This is a genomic window from Salinibacillus xinjiangensis (genome assembly GCF_009649735.1).
GTDB lineage: Bacteria > Bacillota > Bacilli > Bacillales > Alkalibacillaceae > Salinibacillus > Salinibacillus xinjiangensis.
Genome location: NZ_WJNH01000001.1, coordinates 546,539 through 572,808, shown reverse-complemented (window position 1 = coordinate 572,808; position 26,270 = coordinate 546,539). Strand labels below are relative to the sequence as shown.

26 protein-coding genes are annotated in these 26,270 nt (G+C 38.8%); 6 read left to right on the top strand and 20 right to left on the bottom strand.

The features are described 5' to 3' along the window. Nucleotides 1-2: 2 nt before the first annotated feature. From GH754_RS02565 to GH754_RS02540, 6 genes are all read right to left on the bottom strand, one after another. The gene (locus GH754_RS02565) at nucleotides 3-821 is read right to left on the bottom strand and encodes an ABC transporter ATP-binding protein (RefSeq protein ID WP_153727149.1); all 819 of its coding nucleotides are present in this window, start codon (nucleotides 819-821) and stop codon (nucleotides 3-5) included. 672 nt (nucleotides 822-1,493) lie between these two features. Further along, nucleotides 1,494-2,990: an o-succinylbenzoate--CoA ligase gene (locus tag GH754_RS02560; RefSeq protein WP_153727148.1), complete on the bottom strand. Its 1,497-nt coding sequence runs from the start codon at nucleotides 2,988-2,990 to the stop codon at nucleotides 1,494-1,496. Between the two features lie 78 nt (nucleotides 2,991-3,068). Further along, a complete protein-coding gene (gene menB, locus GH754_RS02555; protein ID WP_153727147.1) occupies nucleotides 3,069-3,887 on the bottom strand; it encodes a 1,4-dihydroxy-2-naphthoyl-CoA synthase in 819 nt (272 codons plus the stop codon). Nucleotides 3,888-3,915: 28 nt separating this feature from the next. Continuing rightward, the gene (menH, locus tag GH754_RS02550) at nucleotides 3,916-4,719 is read right to left on the bottom strand and encodes a 2-succinyl-6-hydroxy-2,4-cyclohexadiene-1-carboxylate synthase (RefSeq protein ID WP_153727146.1); all 804 of its coding nucleotides are present in this window, start codon (nucleotides 4,717-4,719) and stop codon (nucleotides 3,916-3,918) included. Beyond that, a complete protein-coding gene (gene menD / locus GH754_RS02545; RefSeq protein WP_153727145.1) occupies nucleotides 4,716-6,464 on the bottom strand; it encodes a 2-succinyl-5-enolpyruvyl-6-hydroxy-3-cyclohexene-1-carboxylic-acid synthase in 1,749 nt (582 codons plus the stop codon). Before menD ends, menH begins: the two co-directional genes overlap by 4 nt. Beyond that, nucleotides 6,461-7,864, bottom strand: a complete 1,404-nt coding sequence (locus GH754_RS02540) for an isochorismate synthase (protein ID WP_153727144.1) — start codon at nucleotides 7,862-7,864, stop codon at nucleotides 6,461-6,463. Before GH754_RS02540 ends, menD begins: the two co-directional genes overlap by 4 nt. A gap of 284 nt (nucleotides 7,865-8,148) precedes the next feature. Between GH754_RS02540 and GH754_RS02535 the strand changes: the two genes are divergently transcribed. Beyond that, nucleotides 8,149-8,532 carry a hotdog fold thioesterase gene (locus GH754_RS02535; protein WP_153727199.1) on the top strand — a complete coding sequence of 128 codons (384 nt, stop codon included), beginning with the start codon at nucleotides 8,149-8,151 and terminating at the stop codon, nucleotides 8,530-8,532. A gap of 69 nt (nucleotides 8,533-8,601) precedes the next feature. Here the strand turns inward: GH754_RS02535 and GH754_RS02530 are convergent, their stop codons facing one another. Further along, entirely contained in the window at nucleotides 8,602-9,660 is a 1,059-nt protein-coding gene (locus tag GH754_RS02530) for a M20/M25/M40 family metallo-hydrolase (RefSeq protein ID WP_153727143.1), read from the bottom strand. A gap of 131 nt (nucleotides 9,661-9,791) precedes the next feature. On the opposite strand from GH754_RS02530, the gene GH754_RS02525 reads away from it, so the two are divergent. Continuing rightward, entirely contained in the window at nucleotides 9,792-10,790 is a 999-nt protein-coding gene (locus GH754_RS02525; protein WP_153727142.1) for a potassium channel family protein, read from the top strand. Here GH754_RS02525 and GH754_RS02520 read toward each other — a convergent pair. From GH754_RS02520 to yugI, 4 genes are all read right to left on the bottom strand, one after another. Further along, nucleotides 10,779-11,183: a YugN-like family protein gene (locus GH754_RS02520; RefSeq protein WP_153727141.1), complete on the bottom strand. Its 405-nt coding sequence runs from the start codon at nucleotides 11,181-11,183 to the stop codon at nucleotides 10,779-10,781. The genes GH754_RS02525 and GH754_RS02520 overlap by 12 nt on opposite strands. 152 nt (nucleotides 11,184-11,335) lie before the next feature. Then, nucleotides 11,336-12,685, bottom strand: a complete 1,350-nt coding sequence (locus GH754_RS02515) for a glucose-6-phosphate isomerase (protein WP_323741814.1) — start codon at nucleotides 12,683-12,685, stop codon at nucleotides 11,336-11,338. Between the two features lie 106 nt (nucleotides 12,686-12,791). Further along, nucleotides 12,792-13,955, bottom strand: coding sequence for an iron-containing alcohol dehydrogenase (locus tag GH754_RS02510; protein ID WP_153727140.1), 1,164 nt, complete (start codon nucleotides 13,953-13,955; stop codon nucleotides 12,792-12,794). A 335-nt stretch (nucleotides 13,956-14,290) separates the two neighbouring features. Beyond that, nucleotides 14,291-14,686: a S1 domain-containing post-transcriptional regulator GSP13 gene (gene yugI / locus GH754_RS02505; protein WP_153727139.1), complete on the bottom strand. Its 396-nt coding sequence runs from the start codon at nucleotides 14,684-14,686 to the stop codon at nucleotides 14,291-14,293. 376 nt (nucleotides 14,687-15,062) lie between these two features. Here yugI and GH754_RS02500 point away from each other — a divergent pair, with 376 nt between their 5' ends. Then, on the top strand, nucleotides 15,063-16,232 hold the full coding sequence (locus GH754_RS02500) for a MalY/PatB family protein (protein WP_153727138.1): 1,170 nt from the start codon (nucleotides 15,063-15,065) through the stop codon (nucleotides 16,230-16,232). A 27-nt stretch (nucleotides 16,233-16,259) separates the two neighbouring features. Here the strand turns inward: GH754_RS02500 and GH754_RS02495 are convergent, their stop codons facing one another. The 5 genes from GH754_RS02495 to GH754_RS02475 all read right to left on the bottom strand — a co-directional run bounded on the left by GH754_RS02495 (nucleotide 16,260) and on the right by GH754_RS02475 (nucleotide 19,425). Continuing rightward, nucleotides 16,260-16,433, bottom strand: coding sequence for a hypothetical protein (locus tag GH754_RS02495; protein WP_153727137.1), 174 nt, complete (start codon nucleotides 16,431-16,433; stop codon nucleotides 16,260-16,262). A 347-nt stretch (nucleotides 16,434-16,780) separates the two neighbouring features. Then, the gene (locus tag GH754_RS02490) at nucleotides 16,781-17,362 is read right to left on the bottom strand and encodes a superoxide dismutase family protein (RefSeq protein WP_153727136.1); all 582 of its coding nucleotides are present in this window, start codon (nucleotides 17,360-17,362) and stop codon (nucleotides 16,781-16,783) included. 159 nt (nucleotides 17,363-17,521) lie between these two features. Beyond that, on the bottom strand, nucleotides 17,522-17,728 hold the full coding sequence (locus GH754_RS02485; RefSeq protein ID WP_323741813.1) for a hypothetical protein: 207 nt from the start codon (nucleotides 17,726-17,728) through the stop codon (nucleotides 17,522-17,524). Nucleotides 17,729-17,755: 27 nt separating this feature from the next. Next, nucleotides 17,756-18,931: a cation:proton antiporter gene (locus GH754_RS02480; RefSeq protein WP_323741812.1), complete on the bottom strand. Its 1,176-nt coding sequence runs from the start codon at nucleotides 18,929-18,931 to the stop codon at nucleotides 17,756-17,758. A gap of 5 nt (nucleotides 18,932-18,936) precedes the next feature. Further along, nucleotides 18,937-19,425, bottom strand: a complete 489-nt coding sequence (locus GH754_RS02475; protein WP_153727134.1) for a cation:proton antiporter regulatory subunit — start codon at nucleotides 19,423-19,425, stop codon at nucleotides 18,937-18,939. Nucleotides 19,426-19,623: 198 nt separating this feature from the next. Between GH754_RS02475 and deoD the strand changes: the two genes are divergently transcribed. The 3 genes from deoD to GH754_RS02460 all read left to right on the top strand — a co-directional run bounded on the left by deoD (nucleotide 19,624) and on the right by GH754_RS02460 (nucleotide 21,510). Further along, nucleotides 19,624-20,331 (top strand): purine-nucleoside phosphorylase, encoded by a 708-nt coding sequence (deoD, locus tag GH754_RS02470; protein WP_153727133.1) that lies wholly within the window; start codon nucleotides 19,624-19,626, stop codon nucleotides 20,329-20,331. Nucleotides 20,332-20,447: 116 nt separating this feature from the next. Next, on the top strand, nucleotides 20,448-20,819 hold the full coding sequence (locus GH754_RS02465; RefSeq protein WP_153727132.1) for a hypothetical protein: 372 nt from the start codon (nucleotides 20,448-20,450) through the stop codon (nucleotides 20,817-20,819). Between the two features lie 85 nt (nucleotides 20,820-20,904). After that, complete coding sequence (locus tag GH754_RS02460; RefSeq protein WP_228550099.1) at nucleotides 20,905-21,510, top strand: biotin transporter BioY; 606 nt, start codon at nucleotides 20,905-20,907, stop codon at nucleotides 21,508-21,510. Nucleotides 21,511-21,556: 46 nt separating this feature from the next. Here GH754_RS02460 and GH754_RS02455 read toward each other — a convergent pair whose 3' ends face one another. The 4 genes from GH754_RS02455 to GH754_RS02440 all read right to left on the bottom strand — a co-directional run bounded on the left by GH754_RS02455 (nucleotide 21,557) and on the right by GH754_RS02440 (nucleotide 25,977). Further along, complete coding sequence (locus GH754_RS02455; RefSeq protein WP_153727131.1) at nucleotides 21,557-23,035, bottom strand: leucyl aminopeptidase; 1,479 nt, start codon at nucleotides 23,033-23,035, stop codon at nucleotides 21,557-21,559. 114 nt (nucleotides 23,036-23,149) lie between these two features. Beyond that, complete coding sequence (locus GH754_RS02450; protein ID WP_153727130.1) at nucleotides 23,150-23,842, bottom strand: 3D domain-containing protein; 693 nt, start codon at nucleotides 23,840-23,842, stop codon at nucleotides 23,150-23,152. Between the two features lie 484 nt (nucleotides 23,843-24,326). Next, a complete protein-coding gene (locus GH754_RS02445) occupies nucleotides 24,327-24,644 on the bottom strand; it encodes a YuiB family protein (RefSeq protein ID WP_153727129.1) in 318 nt (105 codons plus the stop codon). A gap of 112 nt (nucleotides 24,645-24,756) precedes the next feature. After that, nucleotides 24,757-25,977: an NAD(P)/FAD-dependent oxidoreductase gene (locus tag GH754_RS02440; RefSeq protein WP_194841261.1), complete on the bottom strand. Its 1,221-nt coding sequence runs from the start codon at nucleotides 25,975-25,977 to the stop codon at nucleotides 24,757-24,759. Between the last annotated feature and the right edge of the window lie 293 nt (nucleotides 25,978-26,270).

Sequence of the window (26,270 nt, the reverse complement as noted above, 5' to 3'; positions counted from 1 at the left end):
CTTTATCTAGCCTTCTGTATTTCCTGTTTGATTAAACAACGTCCTTTACCATGTGGAATACACATTGGTGTCCCAAATAATGGATCATATGTGACATCACAATTCATTCTAAATACACTTTGAACGAGGTCACACGTAATAATGTCTTCCGGCTTCCCTTGTTCCCAAACCTTTTTGTCCTTCAAAGCCACAATATGATCGGCATAACGACAAGCAAGGTTTAGATCATGTAACACCATCACAATCGTACGGTTATCGTTTTCATTCAGCTCAAATAATAAATCTAAAATTTCAATTTGATGGGTCATATCTAAGTAGGTTGTAGGTTCATCTAAGAAAATAATATCGGTATCCTGAGCAAGTGTCATGGCAATCCAAGCACGTTGACGCTGACCACCAGAAAGCGAATCAACTAAGCGATCCTTCAAATCAAGCATATTCGTTGATTGAAGAGCCTCTTCAACAGCCTTCTCATCATCATTTCCCCATTTTTTCATCCAACCTTGGTATGGATAACGTCCCAGTTTTACTAGTTGGTAAACCGTTAATCCCTCAGGTGTTGTAGGACTTTGTGGTAAAATGGCCAATTCCTTCGCCACTTCCTTCGTCCTCAGCTTCGCAATATCCGTACCATCCAAAATCACTTCACCTGTCTTCGGCTGAAGTAAACGAGCAAGTGATCGAAGTAAGGTGGATTTACCACACCCATTACTACCAATAAATACGGTCATTTTCCCTTTAGGAATCGAAATATCTAGTTCATCTATAATAATATCCTCACCATACCCAAGCGTTAAATTGTTGGCTGCTAGTGATTCCATAAAAAATCTCTCCTTTACATGGGGAGAAAAAATATCCCTCTATAATAGAGTGTAGATTGTGGGACTTTCCTCTGTCAACGATTCTGAAAATCATTCTCAATATCGACACATTTATTATCAATTTATGATAACTGTTCTCAATATATACTTTAATTGAAAATGATTATCGTTTCAAGAGTTTTTTTGAATGATTGTGGGGATTGGGGGCTCGCGGGTGCGTGGGTTAGGGGGGCGCGGGTGCCAGCGCCCGGGATTTGGGATGCGTAACCAGGGGGTTCAGCTTTTTATGACAATCTTTAGCAAATTGACTCTCAACTTTAGCATTAAGTTCCCTTTTTTTAGCAGGTTAAAGCTTGCCTTTAGCATTTACCATGTTCTTCAACTTTTCATCCAAAACTTTAGTTTACTGAACTCAATTTCTAGCATTTATGCTCGCATCTTCAGCATCCTCCGGGCTTCAGCTTTTCAACGGTAATCTTCAGCATAACCCAACTCACCTTTAGCACACATTCATTTTCGTTTAGCAAGTTACTGCACGGCTTTAGCATTTACCACGTACTTCAGCTTTTCATCCGAATCTTTAGCTTACCGCACGCAATCTCCAGCATTTGCACTCACATCTCCAGCATCCGCCCCAGCTTTCCAGCACCACCATGGCCAAGGCTCCTCCATCTACCCTCGCCTCTCCTCAGCCCACTCAGCCAGCGTTCTCCTCAACAACTTTTTCGAAGCATTACGTGGTAGGTCATCAACAAAATAAATGGCCTTCGGAATTTTATACTTAGCTAGCTTATTCTGTAGTTCTTCCATAATCTCTGCCTCATCTAATTTAGAATCAAGTTGACGCACAATAAACCCCACGGGAACCTGTCCCCATTTATGATCTTCTATTCCAGTAACCCCTGCATCCTTTACGCCCTGAATTCCCTTTAAAGCTGATTCAACCTCTGCAGGATAAACATTCTCGCCACCCGAGATAATTAAGTCCTTGCGACGATCCACCACATACAAATAGCCTTGTTCATCTATATAGCCTAAATCACCCGTTTTAAGCCAGCCATCATCATGAAATGTATCCTGGTTTGCCTCCTCACGCTCAAAATACCCCTGCGTGACCATGGGACCTTTAACAACGATTTCTCCGACTACATTAGGAACATCATAACCAGATTCTTGTTGAATCTTTAACTGGGCTGGGAATAGCGGCTTACCTGCTGATCCTATTTTTGTTAAGGCATCTTGTGCACTTAGGGTTACTATTTGAGAAGAGGTTTCTGTCATCCCATAGCTTTGAAATATGGGAATCCCCTCATCCTTACACTTTTCTAATAAAGGCTTTGGAGCAGGTCCTCCACCTAACAGCAAACAGCGTAAGGAATCTGGATAACTCTCGTTTTGAAGTCTTTCAAGTAACTGCTCTACCATGACGGTAACCACAGAAACAATCGTAACCCCTTCCTCCATAATTTCTCTATGAACATCATTTACACTAAATTTTTCGTGTAAATGAACGGGCATGCCATAGACCAAACTCTTCACTAGTATCGAAAGTCCACTTACATGAAATAATGGAAGCATGGCCAGCCAGCGGTCTTCTTCCCTTATTCCTAAATTTAAAGCAGAAGAGGTGGCACTCCAAAAGTGATTGCCATAGGTGAGCTGGACACCCTTTGGGAATCCTGTGGTTCCTGATGTATAAATGATTGTAAAAATATCATTCAGATTCATTTCTTCTGGAACGTCAAAAGAACTTCCTTCAGACTGAAAAGCCTCCTGAAAGCTTACTACTTGATTATGATATCGCGCTTGTATAGTCTGTACTTTTTCCTCAAGACCCTCCTGGAAAAGAAGGAACTGACTTTTGGAATCCTCGTACTGAAAATGTAGTTCATCTGGTGTTAAACGAGCATTTAACAAAACGATAGTTGCCTGCAAATAGGTAAGGGCATGAATCATTTTGACCATGTCATAGGAGTTATTAGCTAATAAAGAAACGTGAACACCTGGCTGAATACCTAGCGTATTTAATTTTTCTGCTAGCTGCTTCACATCCTGGCGTAATTGTCGAAACGATATTTGTGTTTTATCCTTTAATTGAATGGCAGTTTGGTTTGGTGATATGTATGCTCTTTTTTCAAGCCAGTGCGGGATTACTTCCACGAAAAACATCCTCTCTTTAACATAAATAAAAACCCTTGTCGTCTATTATACGACAAGGATTTCCGTATTTCATAATTTCCGGTATTCTTATGGGAAACGTGGGAACTGCTTAAAGTCTGGTTTTCTTTTCTCTTTAAATGCGTCGCGGCCTTCCTTGGCTTCATCTGTTGTGTAATAAAGAAGAGTTGCGTCTCCACCCATTTGCTGAAGACCTGCAAGACCATCTGTGTCCGCATTGAAGGATGCTTTCAAGAAACGTAGAGCAGTTGGTGATTTTTCAAGCATTTCGTTACACCATTGCACCGTTTCCTCTTCAAGCTTGTCCACTGGTACTACTGTGTTCACAAGCCCCATTTCATAGGCTTCGTCTGCAGAGTATTGACGGCATAAATACCAAATCTCACGTGCACGCTTATGGCCAACCATTCGCGCAAGCAAACCTGCACCATAACCAGCATCAAAGCTACCAACTTTCGGACCTGTTTGCCCAAAGACGGCATTGTCTGCTGCAATTGTTAAGTCACAAACAACATGTAACACGTGGCCTCCACCAATCGCATAACCACTTACCATAGCTACTACAGGCTTTGGAATCATACGAATTAGACGTTGAAGGTCTAGTACATTTAAACGTGGAATTTGATCATTACCTACGTATCCACCGTGACCACGTACTGATTGATCTCCTCCAGAACAGAAGGCCTTCTCACCTTCACCTGCGAGCACAATGACTCCAACATCAGAATTATCTCTAGCACGAGAAAATGCATCGATCATTTCTTGAACAGTAAGTGGAGTAAAGGCGTTATGCACTTCTGGGCGGTTAATTGTGATTTTCGCAATGCCATTATACGTTTCATACTTAATTTCTTCGTATTCACGTTCTGTTACCCAATCAACAGCCATTCAAATATCCTCCTTTTTTCAATCGCTTTCATTCATTATGTAAAATGAAGTCACACACTATTTTATCAAAAATCTGCAGTTTTTCCACATGAATCGCATGACCCGCATCTTTTACAACTTTATGGGATGCATTCGGGATTACATCTACCATTGCCTGATTCAGTTTCGTAAATTTTTGATCGAGTTCTCCGCTTAGTAATAAGGTTGGCATATGCAATTGCTTTAAATCATCCCACCACGACGGTTGGGCACCTGTTCCCATATAGCGAAGTGAACTGGCTAAGCCTTTTGCCGTTTGATTGAGACGCTCTTGGCGCACTTGCTCTTGGACTTTAAGAGAGAGCCTTTTTTGTGTTTCAAACATTGGTATATTTGCCCAAAAATCAACAAATGATTCTATACCCTCGTTCTCAATCCGGCGAGCAAGAGCTTCATCATGTTGTATTCGTGAAACCCTTTCCTCCTTTGTCCATAAACCGGGTGATGAACTTTCTAAAATTAGGGAACTCACATCATTCGGATACAAGCACGCAAAGGATAAGGCAGCTCTTCCGCCCAAGGAATATCCTAGCAAATGTACTTTCCTATAACCTAATTGCTTAAGCAATACATGAAGGTCTTCACAGGTAGATTCCATCGAAAATTCGCCATTTACGTTGGTTTTGCCATGTCCTGGAAGATCGATGCAAATGACCTCAAAATGCTCGGACCAGTTATCTACAAAGGGTGCCCAAGTCGAGGTAGACCCTGTAAAACCATGAAGCAGGACAAGTGGTTCCCCCTGTCCTGCTCGCTCTACCCAATACTGATGTTGATGAATGGAAATCATCATGATTCTTCACCAATAATCTGTAGTAGTTTGGTTTCTATTTGCTGCCATTCATTTCGATGCCAGCTTGCATTCTCTTCCCGATTGGTTTGCACTTCAAGCACATGTATCCCGCCTTGTTCATATGCATGTTCCAATTTCTGTCGCAAGTGCTGTCTAGATTCTACTTGAACATGATGTCCTCCATACATATCAACAACCTTTGAAAATTCCAAATCAAGTGGGGTACCAAATAACACTTCAAAATGCTTTGGTTCTTTTGCCTGAGGGAGGAAAGAGAAAATCCCACCGCCGTTATTATTAATTAACACAACTGTTAGATCTATTCCATACTGCTTCGCGACCAAGAGTCCATTTAAATCATGGTAAAAGGATAAATCTCCAATTAACAGTGTAACCTTTTTCCCGTGTGAGGCCGCACCAATAGCAGAAGAAACAATGCCATCAATGCCATTCGCGCCACGATTTCCCATGATTTGAACATCATGCTCAGTTGACGTGAAAAAAGTGTCCACATCTCGCACAGGCATACTATTACCTGTAAATAAAATGTGTTGATCCTTCATGGCATCCTTAATCTCAGTCACAGCATGGCCTTCTGTAACCTTTTCTGACTCTTCTTCCAGCCACTGAGCCTTAACCAAATCATTCATACGTACCCACATATTTGTCCAAACAGGATCCATTTCCATTCCCTGATTGTGCTCCACACACTGTGCACAAAAATGGCTCGGATCTGAATACACGTATTTTGTTTGGTGTAAGGTCGGCTCCCGATAGCCTTCATAGCTTTCCACTACAAAATGAGGAACATCTGGGTTTTCTTTGATGAAAAACATATACGGCTTTGAAACCGGCATGGCACCGAAGCGAATAATAAAGTCAGGTTTTAACTGGTTTCTAATTTGTTCACTCTTTAGAATGGAATCATAGCATTCAATCAAAAGTCCTTTATTATGTTTACCTGCTCTAAGCTGGGATAGAGGGTCTGCTAATACAGGAATGTTCCAATGCTTAGCTAAGGTGAAAATAGACTGTTTTACGTCTAAATCTGTTTGAGGACCACATATTAATAGTCCCCGCTTTCCATCTTTTATCTGTGTAAGGATTTGATTTACCTGGTTCGAGTCTAATTTACGTTCACCTGCAATATGATGATGATAAGTGTCCGCACTCGAGCGCCCCCAGATATTTGGCAAGGAGAAATCTGGGGTTAATGGTTCTCGTAAAGGGAAATTCAAATGAACAGGACCTGAGTTTTCACTTTCAGCCTTGGCAACCGCTCTTGAAGCAATACTTCTAGCATAGCTTAAGGCTTGGATTGTGGCCTCTGGAATGGTCATTTCATGAAACCATTTCACATAATCACCATACATTTTCAGTTGATTAATAGACTGTGGTGCTCCCACATCTCGTAACTCGTGAGGACGATCAGCCGTTAAGACAACTAAAGGGACTCGACTATAAAACGCCTCAATAATTGCAGGAAAATAATTGGCCGTTGCAGTACCAGATGTACAAAGGAGAGCAACAGGACGTTGTTGCTCCTTCGCCATTCCCAACGCAAAAAAGGCTGAGGAACGCTCATCAAGGTTTACCCAATGATTGATATGTTCATGCTCAGCAAAGGTTAAGGCAAGTGGGGTTGATCTAGAGCCTGGAGAAATGACCACATCCTTAATCCCACTTTGGTAAAGCTCATCTACAAATTGTGCTACGTAATAGGTTAGGTTTTCTTGATGGCTCATGACGTCCCTCCTAGCGCCATTAACATCGGCTTGTATTTTATTTTTGTTTCAATAAATTCCTTTTCTGGGTCAGAATCCTTAACAATTCCACATCCAGCAAAAAGTGATACCTCATCCTTTTGAATCAGACCAGAACGGATCGCCACTGCAAATTCCCCATTCCGCATGGCATCCATCCATCCAATTGGAGCAGAATACCACCCTCTAGTTAACCTCTCTTCCTCATAGATAAATTGAAGAGCCTTATCACGTGGAACGCCTCCCATTGCCGGTGTGGGATGAAGTCTTTTGACCACTTCCAATAATGTATGTCCAGCCTTGAGTTTTCCCTGAACCGGTGTATATAAGTGCTGCAAATTCCGCAAACGGTATAAGACCGGTGCTGAAGGAACTTCCACATCATCACATGATGCCTCAACCGCCTCTTTAATCATATTAACAACAAACTGATGCTCCATTAAATTCTTCTCATCATTAATTAGCTCCGCCCCTAAGTTTTCATCCTCACTTGGAGTATCTCCTCTAGGCGCGGTCCCAGCGAGACAAGTGGAAAGCAATTGGTCATCTTCTACTTTAACTAATCGTTCAGGTGTTGCACCAATAAAACAATCCTCTCCACTTTCAATGGCAAAAACATAGCTCTGTCCCTGTTGCTCTAACAAATTGGCTAATACAGCAGAAACTGGAATATCCTCATTAAACCTTGCTCGCAATTCCCGGGCCAGAACAACCTTGTCCATTTTTCCCTGACTAATTTGTTCAGTAGCTTTTAAGACAGTATTTTTCCACTCCTCAGGTGAAATATCCCATTTCTCCTGATAGGAAAACTCTTTATGATAATAAAAGGTACCAGGCTTAGAAATCGTTTCTTTCGTGTTTTCAAAATGCTTTATTTTCGATTCCACTTGTTCCTCAGATTTTAGCATGACATTAAAAGTAAGGTAGGCTTCCTCACCCTGAATGACAACTAAAAATTCCGGGACCCACATCAACGTATTCGGGAAGTTCTTCCAGAGAGGCTTGTTTTTCGTTAAGTCAAAAGAGAATCCTCCCATTAACACTGGCCCTGTTCCCGGAAGCTTATAAGGGTTATCAATATAGGATGATTCAACGATTGTTTTCCATTTTCTTTCCACACGTTCAAAGCGATCTTGGTTCATATCACTCTCTGTATCTATAGTTAGAGCGGAACCAAAACCAATAAAAGTCACATCCTCCTCAGGGCTAGTCCAGAAGATACGAGACCCCTTAAAAGATTCAGTCATCTGAAAGACAGCAAGAGGGTCTTGTAAATGTATTTTTTCTGTATAGCTAAACAGCTGATGCTCTTGATGAGTAGTCCATTTACTCATCGCCTTTGAAATGGATTCCAAAAACCATTGCTGCTTGGTTTCAATCATTCAAATTACCTCCAAAAGATTGGGTATGAACAGATCTAAACGTCCTGACCTTGACCCATCCATCATATATATATAAATCCTTAATATGCATAAACACCATCTTTCATTTTAACACGAAATACATAATTCAACCTAATTTTATTCTCTTTTTTACTCATGCTCAAGATTTTATCTTCATGATTGACAGTTTGAAAAAGTTTCCATATGCTTAAATTATATTTAAGAACAGCATGATGACACGTGTATAGAAAAAGTATCTGCTAAGGGAGATGGAAGTTATGCAAATGGATGTGTCCGATACCTTATTAGAAGCATTAGACATAGAAATTGTAGAAGTACAGCCAGAGCGAGTTGTCTTATCCATGCCTGTAGGTCCGAAAACACACCAGCCACTAGGATTTTTACATGGTGGAGCCAGTGTTGCACTAGCCGAAAGCGCAGCCAGTATTGGCGGATTTCTAAATGTAGATGCGAATACTCAAAATGTATTTGGAATTGAAATCAATGCCAATCATATTAAAAGTAAACGCTCAGGTACCGTAACAGGAACGGCAACACCAATACATATTGGAAAAACCACGATGGTATGGGAGGTAAAAATTGTAGATGAGGATGAACATCTAATATCCATTTCAAGATGTACTTTAGGGGTTGTAACAAAAAAATAGCAAGGAAAAAGTAGCAAAGGAATTTAATGAATTCCTTTGCTACTTTTTTATAGAAATGAAAATCTCCCTTTAGTCATCTAACGGATTTAACGACTCTGATCCAGAAAGATCTTCAATCATTTTAACAAGCAAATCAATTTCTTCTTGAATATCCTTCATACTTGCCGTTTCTACAGGTGAGTGCATATAACGAAGTGGTAAGGAAACGAGTCCAACCGGTACCCCTACACCTGTGTACCGCATTTTATCAGCATCTGTTCCTGTGTTTCGAGGTGTCAATTCGTATTGCACATCCATATATAAATCCTGTGCTGCCTTTTGTAAAAACTGATTTACCTTTCGATTAATCGGAGCCCCTTTGGCTAAAACTGGCCCTTTTTCTAACTGAATATCACCGTATTTTGCAGTATCCACTCCAGGATAATCAGTAGCAAATGTTACATCGCAAGCAATGGCAAATGAAGGTTGAATGCCAGCTGCTGCAAAGTATGCTCCCCCCAAGTTCGTTTCTTCATTGACAGTACTAGCAGCATAAACGCCTGCATGAACATTCTTTTCCGATAATTTCCTTAGCACCTCGGCCACAATAAATGCACCTGTTCGATTGTCTAGCCCTCTGCCTGATATATACCGATCCATTAATATTTCTGGCTCCCGTTTATATATAGCGAGGTCTCCAATTTGTATGTATGGCTCAATTTCATCTTTTGATTTAGCCCCACAGTCAATATATAAATCTTCAAACTCCAGTTTTTCCTTTACTCCTCCATGATGTTCAGCGTTAGCCCCAATCACACCTGTTAACGTTTTGTTAGCACCTAAAATTTCAACCTTCATACCGACGGCAACCTTGGGACTTATGCCTCCCATTTTACTGAACCTAAGAAACCCGTCCTTTTCAATTTTGGTAATCACAAAAGCAATCTCATCACAATGCCCCGCTAATAAGACCTTAAAATCGGCATCGGGATTGAGAATACCAATTACATTCCCAGCATGATCGGTTCGTATTTCATCTGCATACGGCTTAATGTAATTCATCCATTTCTTTTGAATTGTCATCTCCATGCTTGATGGAGATGGGGTTGTTAGTAGATCTAATAAAAATTGCTTGTTCGTTAGTTCCATCTTAATCTCCTCCATGTATGGAATAGATAAAATCTTCTCAAACTATATAAGTGACTAATGAAAATTCTACCCTTTTTGTAAAGATAAGTATAGTAGAAAAAGATACGTTATGAAAGTTGAGGGGAACTCCTATGCAAATGTTGTGGCGTTGGTATTTTCAAATACCTATTTATTTTCGTTTATTGTTAACCGTCCTATTCTTCATGATTGTATTTGGATGGATTATCCACTTAATCGAGCCTGAGCATTTCCCGAGCTTATTTGATGGATTGTGGTGGGCTTTTGTTACAGGGTCGACTGTTGGCTATGGTGATTTTGTCCCAATTACTATTGCTGGAAAAATTGTGGGGATCATGATGATTTTAGCTGGTGGGGGAATTGTTACTTATTACATGGTTACGGTCTCTACGGGAGTAGTGAAACGAGAAAAAGAAATTGACCAAGGAGAGGTCGCCTTTAAAGGACGAGGGCATGTCGTTATTATTGGCTGGAATGAAAGATCTAGACAGCTCCTTCAAATGATTAAGGATAATAAACCAGCGGAGGATATTGTTCTGATTGATCATTCGTTAAAAAAGTCACCGAAAAAGTTTTATCATTTACACTTTATACAAGGTGATGCTTCACTAGATGACACCCTACATAAAGCCAATATGCAGTATGCAAAACAGATTGTGATTACCTCTGATCAATCAAAACCAGAAAAACAGGCGGATCAATTAACTATATTATGTACGATTGCTGTTAGAGGCATTAATCCCGAAGCTCCTATAGTGGCTGAAGTTTTAATGAAAGAGCATGTAATGAATGCTGAACGTGCTGGAGCGAATACTGTCATTCGATCAAATGATTTTATGAGTACCTTATTTTTTCATGAGTTATATCGTATTCAATCGGTTAAACCATTTGATATTATGTTGGAACAACTGGCTAGTCAGCAATATATCGAGCACGACGTAGCAGATGAACATATAAATCAAACCTTCCTAGAATGTTCCAATGATTATGTAAAAAAAGATGGGTTGTTACTTGGAATCATCCGAAAAGGAGAGGTCATTATAAACCCTCCTTTCCAGATGAAACTAGAAATAAATGATCGTTTAATTGTACTCGCTTCCTTAAGAGATTAAGGCTTTCTCAACGTTTTTTATAATTTCATTCCCTTGATGGATATACTCATCTGGCACCTCTGTGTCAGGGTCTGTTGGTGACTGAAACTGATTAATACCAGCTGTTATATTCCCAATCATGACATCTTCATCGATTCCATCGGTATACTGATGCCCTAATATAAATGGTTTACCAACTCGAACCTGAACACCCGGTTCATCGAGTTGACCAATTTCAGCTGTAAAGGGAATGCGAACAAAGTAGTAGCGCCCTTCATTAGTCATTTGATAATCAAAAGAACCATGGTCATACTCCCAGCTACTTCCAATGGTAAATCCGATTGGTTTTAGTTTATTTTCTAAGTCAATTAAGCTAAAGACTTGATTTTCAATGCCTGAATCTAACTTGTACATGTAAACTCACCTTTTCTAAGTCGTGTTTACGCATAGTATGCCCGGCACATACATTTTGATTTTAGAAATACTTGGCTATTTGACAGATATGAATCTTGGGGACTCTTCGGAAACAGTTAAAAAAGGCTTTGTCATTTGACAAAGCCTTTTGATTATTTCGTTCTTTTCTCCAGTTTTTCTTTTTCTTCTTCAAAACCTGGTTTTCCTAACAACGCAAACATATTTTTCTTATAATCCTCTACACCAGGCTGATCAAAAGGATTTACTCCTAGTAAATAGCCACTTATCGCACAAGCCTTTTCAAAGAAATAAACAAGATATCCAAACGTAAAGGCATCTAATTGAGGAATTTCAATGACTAAGTTTGGTACCTGTCCGTCAGTATGCGCAAGGACAGTTCCTTCAAATGCTTTTTTATTCACATCATCAAAGGTCTTCCCTAGCAAGTAATTAAGTCCGTCTAGATTTTGCTCATCATTTGGAATGTCTACATCTTGACGTGGTTGATTGACTTGGATTACCGTTTCAAACATTTGCTTACGGCCATCTTGAATATACTGCCCAAGTGAATGTAAATCGGTCGTAAAATTAGCAGAGGACGGGTAAATTCCTTTTTGGTCTTTCCCTTCACTTTCTCCAAACAATTGCTTCCACCATTCAGAAAAATATTGTAGAGAAGGCTCGTAGTTTATGAGTAATTCTACTGATTTCCCTTTTTGATATAAAATATTGCGAATGGCTGCATATTGATAAGCAATGTTTGAACTCACATTGTTTTCGTTTAACTCTTGGGTAGCCAGCTGTGCACCTTTCATCATCTCATCAATATCCACACCTGTAACCGCAATAGGTAAAAGGCCAACAGCAGTTAAGACTGAAAAACGCCCCCCTACATCATCAGGGATGACAAAGGTTTCATAGCCTTCATCGGTAGCTAAAGTTTTCAAAGCACCCTTTTCCTTGTCAGTTGTAGCAAAAATGCGTTGTTTTGCTTCTTCTTTTCCATATTTGTCTTCTAAAAACTTGCGGAATACACGGAAGGCCATGGCAGGCTCTGTTGTCGTACCACTCTTTGAAATGACGTTCACAGATACATCTTTGCCTTCTAAGACATCAAATAATTCTTTTACATATGGTCCACTAATATTATTTCCTACAAATAGTACTTGTGGAGTTTGACGTTTTTCTTGGTCTAGCATGTTATAGAAAGAATGATTCAATGCCTCAATAGCTGCTTTAGCGCCTAAATAGGAACCGCCAATTCCAATCACGATAAGCACATCGGAGTTTTGTTGAATTTTATTAGCTGCATTTTTAACCCGAGCAAACTCCTCTTTGTCATATGCATTCGGTAAATCTAACCAGCCTAAAAAGTCATTTCCTGCCCCTGTTTTATTATGTAGGGAAACATGGGCAGCTTTAGTTGCATCATCCATTAAGCCTAATTCATGTTCTTGTATAAACTGTTCTGCATAATCATAGCGAAATTGAATGTGAGTCACATGTAACGCTCCTTTTCCTATGTTCTCTTCTAGTTAGTATAAGGTAAAATTAGTATTTTAATCGAAATATAAAGATACCATTACCTCTAAACGGATGCAATTGATTTTATAATGATTCTCTTAATATACTTAGTACATCTTCTTTTTCTAATTTACGAAAGTTCCCGAATGCACCGTTTGCCATAGCTCGATTGGTCATTAAGTCAAGCTGTGAATCATCAATATCATAATCAGCTAGTCGGTTTGGTGCTCCCAGGGAATCCCAGAAGCTTCTAAGCTTTTCAACTCCCTCTAGGGCCACTTCCTTGTCAGATTTTCCGCTTGGATCTACGTCAAATACACGAACCGCTAATTGTTTAAAACGCTCGGTATTCGTGTCGATGTTATGTTTCATCCAGTTTGGAAATAGAATAGCTAATCCACCAGCATGAGGAATATCGTATACGGCAGATACGGCATGTTCAATGTTATGAGTTGCCCAGTCTCCACGGTAACCCATTTGGAGCATTCCATTTAGAGCAATGGTACCTGCATAAAGAATCGTCTCCCGGTGCTGTGGGGACTCCAAATCTTCAAGGAGCTTAGGTGCAGTCTCTATTACCGTCTTGAGAACTCCTTCACACATTCTATCCTGAACGGGTGCATTAGTTGGCTGATGGAAATATTGCTCTAAAATGTGCGTCATCATGTCAACCATTCCATAGATGGTTTGATCCTTTGGTACGGTATATGTATTTTTCGGTTCTAAAATGGAAAATTGCGGGAATAAGAGTGGGCTTCCCCAGCCATATTTTTCATTGGTTTCCCAATTTGTAATAACGGCTCCTGAATTCATTTCAGAACCAGTAGCAGCAATGGTTAATACGGTACCAAATGGCACGGCGTCTTCTGGTTTAACTTTTTTTGTCACTAAATCCCACGGATCTCCATCATACTTGGCTGCCGCAGAAATAGTCTTCGTACAATCAATTACACTTCCGCCACCAACAGCTAGAATAAAATCAATTTGTTCTTGTTTACAAATTTCCTGTCCCTTTTTCACTGTTGACAGGCGAGGATTCGGTTCAACCCCAGCTAATTCATGGACATTCACATTTATAGTTTTTAGTTGTTGTATTACTCGATCATATAGTCCGTTTCGCTTAATGCTACCGCCACCATAAACAATCAAAACGTTTTGGGCATCATTTGGAACCAATTTTGGTAGTTTTTCTAATTGTCCATTTCCAAATACAAGCTTAGTCGGATTATAAAACATAAAGTTTTCCATCAAAAAAACCCCTTTCCTTCTTTTAAGCACACATTTTTATTATGTTCTATTTACAGGATAAAATCAAAAATTTCATTTTTAAAAACAAAAAAAGACATCGACTTGAGATCGAATCCGATCTGTCGATGCCTTTTGATTAAAGGAAATATATAATTCAAAAATGTCTAGCTCCAGCGCCTAGCCCCTCGGGTCATAAGTCAATCCCCTATGTAGCAAAAAACGCCACGCCAAGGCTTGACTTATGCCTATCGGGGCTGAGCACTAAGGAATGCTTCTTAGAATAATCTTCGCAGAAACAAGTGTTTTTTCTTGTTTCGAAGGTGCTTGCGCTTTTCTTAGTTACGGTATGTTTCTTCACGTTCTTTAGATTGTTGAATCCAATCCTCCAACTTGTCTTTAAGAGTGTTAAAGCCAACTGCCGCATTAGATTCTTCTTGTGGTTGTTGACGTTTGTTTTGTTTCTTTGGTTTCTCCACCTTTTTCGGCGGCTCCTCTGTTGCACGAATGGACAAGGAATACTTTCCTTTCTCCTCATCGATATTTAGCACTTTTACGTTAACTGTATCCCCTACGTTTAAATGCTCATTAATATCTTTAACAAATCCGTGTGTAACTTCGGATATATGAACAAGTCCTTGAACTTCCTCATCAAGTGCAACGAATGCTCCATATGGTTGAATACCTGTTACTTTACCTTCTAAAACTTGACCTACTTCAAACTTTTCTGCCATGACGAACAACTCCCGACTATTTTTTCTCTTTCTTACGCATTTAATGATTTTATCATAAACAAAGGGGACAATCAAAAATACTTACTGGCCTCTATGAGAGTAATTGCTTGAAGGGCTAGTTATCAGGTTCAAATTAAAGTAATTCAAAATAGTTCTTTTGCCCTAAGAAAAAATTAAAATTTTATGTTTAGATTTTGGAAATAACGGTAATAGTAACTAATGTAAGACTTTCTCGTATTCCCCCTGTGTAGCAAAGCGTTATAACGCTTTGCTTTTTTTTTGCCTTAATATCTTCAAAGTAAAATATTGTCCTTTTTATAAAGAGTTTTGTATGATATGAATAGTAATCCTGTTTACATAAGAGAGGGGTTTTAGAATGGAAAAGTTTCGAAACACCGTTACAAGAACCGGCACAAGATCTGTGAAATGGGACTTAAGAGAATCGATCTTTCAAAACAAAGATGTTCTACCTATGTGGGTTGCGGATATGGATTTCCCTTCCACAGATGCAGTAAAAGATGCAATTGTCGAGAGAGCTCAACATAACATATATGGCTATACGATTACCGATCAGCCTGTAAAAGGGGCGATCCAACAATGGGTAAAAAAGAGACATCAATGGGACATTGATGAAAAATGGTTATTATTTAGTCCTGGTGTGGTCACTTCGCTACATATGGCGGTGCAAGCCTTATCCAATGAGAACGACCATATACTCATACAAACTCCTGTATACCCACCCTTTTATGGTGCTGTTGAAAAACATGGACGAAAGATTGTCAAAAATAGCCTCCAATTAAAAGATGGAAGATATGAAATTGACTTTGAGGACTTCGAACAAAAGGTTACAGATGATCAGGTTACACTGTTTATATTGTGTAGCCCACATAACCCTTTAGGAAGAGTGTGGACAGAGGATGAGCTTCACAAAATGGCTGACTTATGCTTAAAACATAATGTAACCATTATTTCTGATGAAATTCATGGGGATTTGACTTATCCTGAACATACCCATATCCCAATGGCATCTTTTTCAGATGAAATTCGAGAACAAGTGATAACTTGTATGGCTCCATCCAAAACCTTTAATCTCGCGGGCCTACAGGCTTCATATTTAATTGTTCCAAATGAAAAAAAAAGGAAAAGCATTGAAAAACAATTTTCTAGTCAAGGACTAGGTATGTTAAATACGTTTGGTATTGTTGCCATGGAAGCTGCTTATTTACATGGTGAAGAGTGGCTTGATCAATTAATTCAAGTATTAGATGAAAACAAGAAGTATGTTCAAGAGAAAATTCATGAACACACAGACCAAATCAAAGTGCTTGATGCAGAGGGGACTTACTTACTATGGCTTGACTGTAGACAAATGGGTCTAAGCTCGAGTGAACTAAAGCAATTTTTCGTTTCAAACGCAAAGGTTGGATTAAATGATGGCCTTTCCTTTGGACGTGAAGGTGATGGATTTATGCGAATGAATATCGCCTGTCCAAACGAGATTGTAGTCGAAGGAGTAAACCGTATTATACAAGCTCTTAACGGATAAAAAGTGGGATGAACCGTTACTACGGTTTCATCCCTTTTTTTCGTTCTTATTTGAAAATAGATATAAACTGCGACGTAAAAAAAGTGGCTCCCAAGTCATTCTGATGAGTGCATGCAAACCGTTCCGGCAGAATTCTCCGCTTTCCATGGGCACGGCCTCAGCCTCCTCGGAAGCAAAGACCGCTTCCTGCGGGGTCTTCACCACGCTTCCTCCCATAGGAGTCTCCGTATTCTGCCTCCACTATTGGAGTGTTTTGATGAATGCGTGGTTAAAAGCTTTTGTTTTCCAATAGTCAGCTCTAAATAAACGAATGAGACACAGTCTAAAGCGGAGGAAATACACGGAGACTCCTGTGGGATCAAAGAGACAGGTGAGACCCCGCAACGTAGTGAGGAGGCTCACCGCTCGCCCGCGGAAAGCGAAGTGTATTTCCGTAGCGATGGTTCCGCACTCATCAAATTGATATTTGGAAACAAGTTATGCTATATTTACGTCGCATTTTCTATCAATTACGAATACAAGGCAACAAAATAATTCAAACCCTGTCCTTATTCTTCTTTCTGCGGACCGTCATCCGCTGGGTTTGAAGGTGATTCTGTTTCGTTACTTTCATTTAACGTAATTTTGCCACATGCGATTCTTGCTCCTGACTCACCAGCTGGCTGTGTTATTCCATCATCTTGCTTTTCGTGAATAATTAATGACGTTCCTTCTCCTACTAATAGAGAGTTTTTATCATCTTTCAAGGTCGCACCCTGTACCATTACTTCTGTATCAATCTTTCCGTCTTCAGCTACCTCCAAATTAGGCATATCCCCTAAATGTGGGCCTTCAGGATGCATCAGCCCGTGAAGCTTTGATTCTGGATTAAAATGGTTCCCGGCTGTTTTAAAATCTGGTCCTTCACATTTCGGGTATTCATGTACATGAATACCATGTAATCCTGATTCAAAACCGGAAAGTTTTAATTTAATTTGAACCCCATCTGGCTGCTCTGAAAACGTGGCCGTACCTAACGAGTCACCATCAGGGTTGTACATATCAACCTCAATAGGAGAACGGCTTTGTTCATTACAAGCTGCTAAAATGATGACAACTGAAAGCATTAGGGTTACAGAAATAGCTCTCATGAACAAACAACTACCTTTCTTTGCTTTTATACTAATGGTTCTCACTTGTTAAAGTTCTCAAAGCTAGTTTTTCCATACTAACTTGAAAATAAACGAAAAGTACTAAAATGAAAAAATACACCCCTTTTAATAAAATAGAGGTGTATTTCACAATATAAATTATTTTTTTGACTTACCTTGATCTGGATCAAGATTTATTCGGTCACCATATTGTTGGTTAAACTTCTCTTCTTCCTTTTTGGAAATTCGAAAAAACATCCTTGTGATGATAATTGCTGCTATCGAAAATAATAAAAGCACGATGATAGCAGGAAGATATTCCACCCCATCTTCAGGGAAATATAAAAAACCCATTCCCTTAATCACTACCTTTTCCTAATAAACTGTATTTCCTCACGTACCAGGTACTCTTAAATCTTGTTTCTTTTTCTTAGGTGGTTTCCCATACACCATAGTAGTTAGCTTGGACGCCTGCCCGAACAGTAGCATTCCGATAAACGCTGCAATAATAATATAAACCCCAGCAAAAATCTTCATGACCCCTGTTGCCAAGCTTGCAATAACAACCGAAAATTCACCTCTAGCACAAATGGATAAGCCAGCTTTAAAGGCTAAACGTTTCGACAGACCATATAGTCGTCCACCTAATATACCTACTAACATTTTAGCAATAATGGACCATACAAGTAAAATAATTAAAAATCCTAGCATCGGAACGCCATCGCCTAGTTGTATCGTTGTACCGAAATAAATAAAAAAGGTGGGTAACATCAAATCTTTAATTGGATGTACCGTTTGTTCAACCTTTTCAATTTTGTGCATTTCTGCTAGCATCATACCAGCTAAGAATGCACCTAGAACTTCAGAAAGTCCTAGTAATAAGGCTAATCCCCCATAAGATAAAGCTAATCCAATCAGTAAAGCTATTTTAAAGTCTTCATCGTCAATCTTATGTAAAAACCTTTCAAAATGCTTAAATAGTGTTTTACTGAGCACAATAGCTCCAGCTGTCAGGGCAATTATTTTTCCAATTAGAATTAAGAAATCCATGGTTGTAAAGCTGTCACCGCTCGTAATTCCCATCAGGACAGCGACCACAATGGGGGCAACTAAATCCTCAAAAATCAATAACGCTAAAATATATTCTGTTTCTCTGTTTGCCATGCGCCCTGTGTCATCCAATAGCTTCGCCGTAATGGATGAACTAGTGGCATAGGCCACACCGCCAATTAAGAATGAAGTTAACAAATCTAGTCCAAAAAAAGAGCAAATGAGCATGACAACCCCAATGTTTAAAACCACATCCATCAAGCCAGCAGGCCAGATTTTCGTGGCAATTCCAGCAAGACGACGCACATTAAACTCCAAGCCTAATAAGAAAAATAATAAAACGATCCCAATCTCACTGGCAAAGTGTAAAATTTCATTATGTGTTAAGTAGTCTGCCACCAAAACGCCAAACAATATATATAAAATGACATTCGGAAATTTTATTTTTAAACTTAAATAACCTAGCCAAAAGATACCTAGTAGGATTAATCCTGCAACTAATAAGCTTGGTAGGTCCACAATAATCAGTCCTCTCCTTTACAAAAGGCCTCTAAATAGTTAACTTGATCTTTTTTTCCTACAATCATTAGAACATCATTCGCAGTCAATAGGTTATCAGGTCCAGGAGCTGCTATGATTTCATCATTTTGAATAATCCCCATAACAGTGGCTCCAGTTTTATTTCGAATTTCCGATTCTTCCAATGTTTTACCAATTAATGGGGAATCAGGCTTTAATTTTACCCAATCAATCACAATTTGATTTTTAAACATTTTTAATTTATCTGCATCCACTGGTTGATACGTAGCACCTAGTAATTGCGCCCCTAACTCCCTTGTTTCATCCCCTGTTAAATCCATAACAAAATCCGCTTCATCACTATCGGCATCCTCAAAAAAGTATAATTCCCTTTTCCCTGTATGATGGACAATTAAGACGAGCATGCTATCTTCTGCCGTCTTAAATTCTATCTTTTGACCGATTCCTGGTAATTGTGAAACTGAAACGTTCATCAGTTAAATCTCCCTTCACTTATTATATGTTTTATAATAGTCTATTTTGCCTTGAATCATTCTGTTCTACATTGTAACCTAAAACACAGCTTATCACATCATCTATTTCCGAAAAACTCCCGATAAATAGGGGTTTATTGAGTTTATTATTTGATTATGATAATTTTAACTTAAATGAACTTAGGAGGTAAAAATGACATGAGTGTTCATATAGGTGCTAAAAAAGGAGAAATCGCAGACAAGATTTTGCTGCCAGGGGATCCACTCCGAGCTAAATACATAGCTGAAACTTACTTAGAAGATGTTACTTGCTACAATGAGGTTCGTGGCATGTATGGCTTTACTGGTACATACAAAGGGGAACGGATTTCTGTACAGGGGACCGGCATGGGTGTTCCATCAATATCGATTTATGTTAATGAACTAATTCAGGAATACGATGTTCAAAAGTTAATTCGAGTAGGATCATGCGGAGCTCTTCAAGAGGATGTTAAAGTTCGAGATGTGATTTTAGCTTCTACGTCCACAACAGATTCCCAAATGAATCGCATGACATTTGGTGGTATTGATTATTCTCCTACTGCAAACTTTAACCTTTTAAAAGATGCTTATGATGTGAGTATGGAAAAGGATCTGAAGCCCTTAGTTGGAAATGTATTTACAAGTGATAGCTTTTACCGAGATAATGCAATGGAACTATTTAATTTATTAGCGAAATATAATGTCTTAGCCGTTGAAATGGAAACGACAGCATTATACACCTTAGCTGCTAAATTCAATCGTGAGGCATTGTCCATTTTAACGGTCAGTGACCATATTATTACGGGTGAGGAAACAACAGCTCAAGAGAGACAAACTACCTTTAACGATATGATGGAGGTAGCACTTGAGGCCATCTTAAAATAAGCCAACTTTCACACTGGGTACTTCGTTTACTCAGTGTTTTTTTTGGTAATTTTTTTCAACCGTCGTCACACAACTATTTTTCTTCTTCATATAGTAATGACAAGGAGGTTGATATGATGACTATATATGTTCTACCACCACAATATTATATCCCAGCCCATTTCAATTTACCTAATCCATTACCAAGACAAAACCCTTATCCCAATGTAGACACTACCCAATTCACAGAATCAGCAACGGAGTTTCAGTCCTTAATGAAAAGTGCTCATAAAATTATTGATCGTTTTGCCAATTCCAAGGAATTTGCTTATCAAGTCATGGATGCCGCTCAAAAATCCGATCATGAAACAGTGAAAAAATTAATCGAAAAAGAAGATTTAGCCCATCCTGTTGAAATAAAATTCAATCCTGATGGTATTGACATTACACTGATTGCGAAAACGAAGGACATTGATTGCTGTAAACTAGTTATGGCTTTACATTGGTAACACTTCATTGTTAACCACGAAAAATTACAAGTTGACAATAAAACCGCTCCCACCTTATGATAGTATTTAAAGGAGCGTGATGGAATTGACAAAGCAAAAAAAAGGCTTCCGTACAATTGATTTGACCCTCGGAGCATTATTTGTAGGATTAATGGCCATCGGAGCCAACATCGTTGTATGGTTGCCTTTTTTGAAGGTAACATTTGCAGGGGCCACAGTTGAAATTACTTTGCAAACATTTTTTGCAACATTGGCAGGTTTGATGTTAGGTAAGAGACTTGGAGCATTTTCAATGATAGTTTATGCTCTTGTTGGAATCATAGGTGTTCCTGTATTTGCTGGAATGCAAGCCGGAGTCGCTCAGCTTGTTACTCCAACTGGCGGATTTATTTTATCATTTATTTTTGTTGCATGGGTTTCAGGCTGGATTTTAGAAAAACGCAATTCCAGTACATTTGCTACATATGTAACAGCTAGCTTTGGAGGGCTGTTTTGTAATTATATGATTGGTACAACCTACATGTATTTTGCCCTGAATTTATGGATAGGCGGATCCATATCTTACACAACGGCATGGGCTATGATGTTACCATTCCTCATCAAAGATATCGGATTAACCTTCTTAGTCGCCACATTAGCGCGAGTTTTAGTCAAGCGTGTTCAGTTTTCCATAAAACCATTTACAGCCTAGACCTAAAAGAGCGGGAGCCATTTTCTTAGACTACCGCTCTTTTAGATTATTGTAAGATTAACTGGGCTAAAGTACGCGACATGACACCTGTTGGTCCCTTAGAACCTAGTTCATAATTAGAATCGGTTGTTGCCGTTCCTGCGATATCTAAGTGCACCCATGGCGTATCCTCAGCAAAATCACCAATAAAGCTTCCTGCCATGACCGCATGCGCTTTTCGACCTGGAGAGTTATTTAAATCGGCAATATCACTCTTTCTAACGCCTTCTTTGTATAGATCAGTATATGGGAGTTGCCAAATTGGCTCACCTACATATTGAGCTGCCTGTTCCACTTCACTAAAGAACTCATCATTATTGGTCATAGCACCTGTTACTTTATCTCCTAAGGCAACAATAACCCCACCGGTTAAGGTCGCCACATCTACAATTTCACTAACCTCAAACCGTTTTGCGTAAGTGACAGCATCAGCCAACGCTAGTCTACCTTCAGCATCCGTATTTCGAACCTCAATCGTTTTTCCACTAAGAGATGTAATAACATCATCAGGCTTAAATGCTCCACCACTAATCATATTATCAGTAGAAGGAATGACAGCTAGTACGTTCTTCTTCGGTTTCATTCTTCCAATGGTCTCCATTGCACCAAGTACTGCCGCAGCTCCACCCATATCGGTTTTCATTCCTACAATTCCGTCCTTAGATTTAATGGAATATCCCCCAGTATCAAAGGTAATACCTTTACCTATGAGAGCAGTTGCATCCTTCCACTCATCCAGGCCCTGATAACTAAGGACGATCATTTTGGGTGGTTCAACGGAGCCTTGGTTTACAGCTAGTAAAGCACCCATACCTAGGTTCTCCATATCCTCTCGATCTAAAATCTCGTATTCCATATCATAGGTTTCAGCAATTTCCTTTGCTTTTTCAGCTAATTTCGTAGCCGTCAAAATGTTCCCAGGCAATTGGGTTAAATTCCTTGCTATTGTGACACCCTTTCCTAAAGCATACCCCTTTTCTAAGGAAGGTTGAATATTCTTATTTTCTGTTAACACTGTTAAAGATGTAATAGAGCTTTCCTTCGCTGCTTTTGTTTTATAGGACAATTGCTTATGTTGAGCCATCACCATAGACTCAGCAGCTACCTCTGCTACTGTTTTTACGTTTATCTCCTTCATTTGAAAGCTATCTAGATGGATAGAAGCTTCTCTAATTTGGTCCTGCTGCAAGGTTTTAAAGTTTTTACCTAATATATTTTTCAGTTCATTCTTGGTCATTTTGGCAGCTTTTCCTAGACCTACTATGTATAGGCGTTCAGGCTTCATTTGATTAAAGGTGAAAATCTTCGTTATCTTCCACTTTTGTAGAGACAAATCTCCTGCCTTCTCATACTCCTTTAAGCTTTGTCCTAGTACATTGTTTAGTTGCTTAAAAAGCTCAGATGACTCTTGATGGTCTTGATATAGACCGAGAATCAACGCTTTCGTCTGAACATCTGTGATGTTAGCTTGACTGATTGTAAACATAATTATGTACACCTCCATGTTAATTATAACGAATTTCGAAATAATTAGATATTATTTTTGTTAACTTTAGGCTCTATTAAACCAAAAAAAAAGAGGCCCTTTCTTAAGGCCTACTTAATTTGCTAATATTTTTTCTCGAAACACCTGTAACGCTTCGTTTTCATTTAATTTCATTAGTTGTTCAGTAGTTAATGTTCCATCACCTTTTTCAACTATATAAACCTCTACTTCTTTTTTACCCCAATTTTTATACACATCATCTACGGTTTCATAGTACAAGTCAATTTTATTTCCTTTAATTGCCCCACCCTTATCAGCGACCACACCATAACCATAGTCAGGAATATAGAGTATCGTTCCAATCGGAAACTTATTTAAATCGGCGGCAATTGTAGAATATAAATCTCGTCGAACCTTTACACCCGAATAGGTGACACCATATAGATGATGATCAGGATTTTTTCCAGTTGATTCAGGGCCTGCTGTATAACCAGTAGCTACAACCGTTTCAGTAGGATATTGGGATAAATCTATCGCATCCTCTAAGCTTTCTGGCGCATTGACTTCCTGACTTGATACATATCTTTTACTTGGCTTTAACTCTTTTAAATCTTTTTTTTCGAGCTCTGATTCTTTCACCTTATGTTCTTCTTGTTTTAACGAAGCTGAGACTTCATTTGTTTCCCCGTTTTGAAACCAAGACTTTAAGTCCTTTGCTGTCACATTTGAGATTGCTGTATAGGTGGTAAACAAAGCACCTAAAATCAAGATCCCCATCAATGTTCCTCTTAAAATCTTACTTTTCATGATAACACCTCTCTCGATGTCATCATTGCCAGTTATAAGATTTTTATACAAAAAGGTATATAAAAATGGAGAAAAGCGGTATTCTTGTTGGTTTTAAACGCTTGTTTTTGACTAAAAAGATATAAAATGCGACGTAATTAAAAAGCTTTAAGACTCGCAAAGTTCAGATGATGAGTGCATGTTTAACGTTTCAGCAGTATTTTTTCGATTTTCATGAGTGAGTCATGACGACCGAAAAAACAACAAGTAGCCAAAAACGGGTGTCATGAGCGATTCATAACGACCGTATTTCTGTTTCCGCTGATATTTCGCTTGTCATTAGTACCTATAACGCGTATTTCACTCTTTTTACATTGTACGTATTGGATATCTCATTACGCGTGTATTAATGTCGAGCTAAAGAACCTCAGCGCAGCAGTGGTATGTCGCATTTTCTATCTACTATCTAATGCAAAGTATAAAATACAATGTTTACTAAGCCTTTTTAAAACATTTGATAGCCCTTAGATCTAAGGGTTTTGATTACAATCCCTGAGACAATGGTTCCCACTAAGCCCATCGATAGAAAAACAATATCCACCATTTTGAGGTGAATTAAATTTGTGCCTAATTGCTGGAATGCCTCACCTGTATCGGTAAAATAGCGGCTAAAAGGAAAATTATCTACGATTAAAATAACAATAATTGGGTAGACGAAAGACATTACCCAAGTTTTTCGTAATAACATATTTAGAATAAAGGAAATGCCAAAAAATAAAACGAAAAACAAGAGTGATCCGACAAACAAGTGTAAAATATTCATGAAAATCCCCCATCAGTAATTCGAACCTAATTATAGTATTAAGATATCACAGAAAAATAGCAAAGGCACCTTATAGCCTTTGCTATTCTCTAATAACCTTATTAGTTGTCACTTAGTGAAAAATGTTAAATTTACCTTTTTTAAGTAGTAATCCGATTCCGCCTAGCTTTAACAGATAGCGGTTATCAATGACCTTTTTCATCACGGATGCTGACCAACCAAATAGTTTTTTATCGCCGAACACAACACCCATAGCATCATCATGACCTAGAGAAGCTACTGTACCCATGTTGTTAAACTCATAAGTTTGTAGGTCATTGCCACCACGTGCAAGTTCCTTTATGTTATGAGCTGCTACAGCTGATTGTTGGATAGCATTTTGTGCTGTTGGTGGGTACGGGCGACCTGTTTCCTCATTCATAATTAAGGAACAATCCCCAACAACAATCACATTATCATAATCAGGTGCGCGTAGATCATCACGTACTTCAACTTTACCACGGTTTACTTCGAAGCCGGATTGTTCAACAATGGAATTAGCTTTTACACCTGCTGCCCAAATAAAGTTCTTCGTTTTAATTTCTTCCTCTTGACCATCACGCTCAACAACAACACCATCTACTGTTGCTTCCTTAATTGGCGTTCCAACCATAAATTCAACGCCTTTTGCTTCAAGACGGTTCATGGCATATTCGACTAATTCTGGATCGAATCCGGGTAGCGCACTTGGACCCGCTTCTACCGTAATGATGCGAACTTTATCACGGTCAACATCATATTCCTTGCATAGCTCAGGTACACGGTTTGCGATTTCACCAGCAAACTCGATCCCGGTAAAACCAGCGCCACCAATGACAATTGTAATTAAGTCTTCACGATCTCCTGGTTCATTATTAAAACGAGCAAAATTGTATTCAATATGATCACGAATTAAACGAGCATTGTTAATATTAGTGATATTGAAAGCATGTTCTTCAAGACCCTTAATTCCAAAAGTAGCCGTTTCGAATCCTAGTGCTACGACTAAATAGTCATATTCTAGCTCTCCGTCTTCTAGCTGCACCTTTTGGGCTTTTGGATCAATAGAAACAACTGTATCTTGTACAAAATTTACTTTATTAAAATCCACTACATCTTTAATCGGAATTCTTGTTTGATCTTGATGTATGGTTCCAGCAGAATTCTCATGTAGCCAAGTAGTTTGGTAATGATAATCATGTTTATTAACAAGGGTAATGTCTACCTCATTTGTACCCACCATTTTTTGCAATTTAACAGTGGTCATGATTCCACCATAACCTGCCCCCAAAATGACAATTCTAGGTTTTTTCATCTTTATCACTTCCATTTGAGATTTTTGACGTATACAATTAGTTTAATACAGAGTTTGTGACTAAATTCACTTATGTAGATAATATAATGGATAATTGCAGTGGTAAAATGTCACAAGATTATTATAATCATACCACTGACAATGATAGAACTTTTCCTTTGTATTTTCAACCCCAATACTATTTTTTGCACTTTTTAGACTATTATGACTTTTTTGGATTTATCTATGAATACTTTAATATTGATTCATATCACTTCATAATATTGAACTATATGCTACAATAAATAAGGTGT